Origin of the sequence: Lentilactobacillus hilgardii DSM 20176 = ATCC 8290 (assembly GCF_000159315.1) — a bacterium.
Lineage (GTDB): Bacteria > Bacillota > Bacilli > Lactobacillales > Lactobacillaceae > Lentilactobacillus > Lentilactobacillus hilgardii.
Genome location: NZ_GG669993.1, coordinates 656,611 through 659,211, shown reverse-complemented (window position 1 = coordinate 659,211; position 2,601 = coordinate 656,611). Strand labels below are relative to the sequence as shown.

Annotated in this window: 2 protein-coding genes and 1 pseudogene; 1 reads left to right on the top strand and 2 read right to left on the bottom strand. The window is 37.6% G+C overall.

Annotated features, from left to right (window positions below):
• Positions 1–384: pseudogene (locus HMPREF0519_RS07235) on the bottom strand (MFS transporter); the annotation flags it as partial.
• Positions 385–810: 426 nt separating this feature from the next.
• On the opposite strand from HMPREF0519_RS07235, the gene HMPREF0519_RS07230 reads away from it, so the two are divergent.
• A complete protein-coding gene (locus HMPREF0519_RS07230) occupies positions 811–1,923 on the top strand; it encodes a glycosyltransferase family 4 protein (RefSeq protein WP_003560987.1) in 1,113 nt (370 codons plus the stop codon).
• Between the two features lie 106 nt (positions 1,924–2,029).
• Here HMPREF0519_RS07230 and HMPREF0519_RS07225 read toward each other — a convergent pair.
• Positions 2,030–2,601 (bottom strand): IMPACT family protein (locus tag HMPREF0519_RS07225; protein WP_004561720.1); only part of this gene is annotated, 572 nt, incomplete at its 5' end.

Here is a 2,601-nt window from a genome sequence, read left to right as displayed (position 1 = left end):
CAAAACACCACCAAACAGCCATAACATCCAAATTGACGAGCCTTTACCAATCGTCATTAAACCTAAAATAGATAGGCCATAAATAATGGATGCACAAAGGCTAACCACTTTAATGCCATACTTCTTGGCAAGTGGAATTCCAGCCAACGTTGCCAATGACAGGCAAAGCATGCCAAGTGTAAAGGTAAAGCTGACAGATCCTGCAGGGAGGCCCCCGACGATCTTTTTCACCCCATTAACGACCTGAACAACGCCACCGGATTTCATCATAAATCCATTGTTAAAAATTGACCAAGCGTAGAATGATCCAGCAGATACTTGAATAAGGATCGTTCCGAAAATAATTAACCAACGGTTAGTTGTTCCTTTGCTACTATTTTCCATAATACTTCCCTTCTTTCATTTCGAAAGCACTAATTTTATGAACTTGCTTTCACATTTTATCTTAACACATGGAAATAGAATTTGGGTATTTTTCAACAGAAATTGTTAAACAAAATACAAGTGCCAGTATGGGCGAAGAAATATTGACAGCGTTTACAAGAGCTTAACGATGATTTCATGCATTACGTTATAGTCCGCCAAATACCCTTTTCCATTCTATATTTGTACATATATTAAATTCTATTAGGAAATTTGACAAAAAAGGTCTTTTTATCAATTTGAAATGTGAAGAATTTCGCAATCTTTGAGCGTCGTTGGAAAATGAGTTCCTATATTGGTCTTAAATCATCTCGGGTTGTTTTTATGAAACTGCGTCTGTATAATTGATTTGATAAGAAATGTAAGGAAGTAAGCGAGGTTTCAAATTTGAAATTCGAAATCATTGTGTCTTTATTTGCTACTATGATAATTTCAGCTGTTTTAACACCATTTATTAGAAAACTGGCTTTTGCAGTGGGAGCCGAAGACCGACCAAACAAACGTCGGGTTAACAAGATTCCAATGCCAACAATTGGTGGACTTTCTATTTTTATTGCGTACACGTTTTGTACAATGGTTCTTTTACGTAATCAGTTTCCAACCAGAATTCTCTGGGGAATTTATGGTGGAGAAACGATTATAATTCTGACGGGAATTATTGACGACATTTTTGTATTGCGACCACGTCAAAAAGTGTTGGGGATTTCAATTGCTGCCTTGTGGGTTTATTTTTTTGCCGGCGTCAAGATGACGACTATTACGCTACCTTTTTTTACGCTTCACCTAGGATGGATGAGCTTACCGGTCACTTGGATTTGGATTTTGGCAATTACAAATGCGGTTAATTTAATTGATGGGCTAGATGGTTTAGCAACTGGTGTGTCAATTATTGCGTTGACCACGATGGGAATCACAGGTATGTTTTTCTTGAATGTTGGTAATATTTTTGTCTCAATTATGATTTTTGCATTGGTTGCTTCCTGTGTTGGCTTTTTGCCATATAATTTCTTCCCGGCACGTATTTATTTGGGCGATACAGGTGCACTATTTATCGGATTTATGATGTCTGTTTTCTCACTATTCGGATTGAAAAATGCCACTTTTATTACACTTTTGATTCCTGTGATGATTTTGGGTGTACCAATCACTGACACGGTTTATGCTATATTTAGACGCTTGTTGAATCGCGAACCGATTTCACATGCTGATAAGAGACATTTACATCATCGGTTAATGCAGATTGGCTTAACTCATCGTCAGACCGTGTTGGTTATTTATGGGATTGCGTTGATTTTTTCGTTTATTTCGTTACTATATCCAATTTCTACTTTATGGGGATCAATCCTGTTAACAATTGCCGTTTTAATTGGGTTAGAGTTATTTGTCGAAACAATAGGTTTGGTTGGAGAAGATCGTCAGCCATTATTGAATGGTATTAAGAAGTTGGTTAAGGATACGACCAGTAAAGAAAATCATGGAAAAGAAGAAAATAAGCCCTAATTTTTATTGTACTTACATACGTTAAAAACTAGTTGGTAAAAAATAAGCAGGCTTTCTAATCGTTCAGAGTGATGATACACCACATAGGAATGACCAGAAAGCCTGCTTATTTTTTGTGCTCCGTTTTCTCTCGTTTGTCTCGAGAAAAGGGTTCTTCAAAGATTTTATCATTTCCAATTTTGAATGTGACACTGCCACTGAGTAAATTTATGACTTCTTCCTGAAATTCCTTTAGGCCATTTTCGGCCACAGGTACCGTGACCTGGACCTGAGCTCCATAGTCCGTTCTTTCGATTGGGACCTCATTGGTATTCAAATAATATTTAAGGGAGTCGAATTGATTATAGTCGATTGTGATAGTGAGTTCCCTCTTTAAAACCAGCTTTACAATTCCGACTGAATCAATAGTACTTGAGGTTGCATTACTATAAGCCCGAATTAAGCCACCAGCCCCCAACTTGATGCCGCCAAAGTATCTTGTGACGACAGATAAAACATTATGGATTTGATTCATTTTTAAAGCTTCGAGAATTGGCACGCCAGCAGTTCCGGATGGTTCACCATTGTCACTTTCGCGTTGAATGTGATCGTCGTCACCAAGAAGGTAGGCATAACAATTATGGGTTGCCTTTGCATTTGTTTTGCTAACTTCTGCAATTAACCGTTTTGCATGGTCTT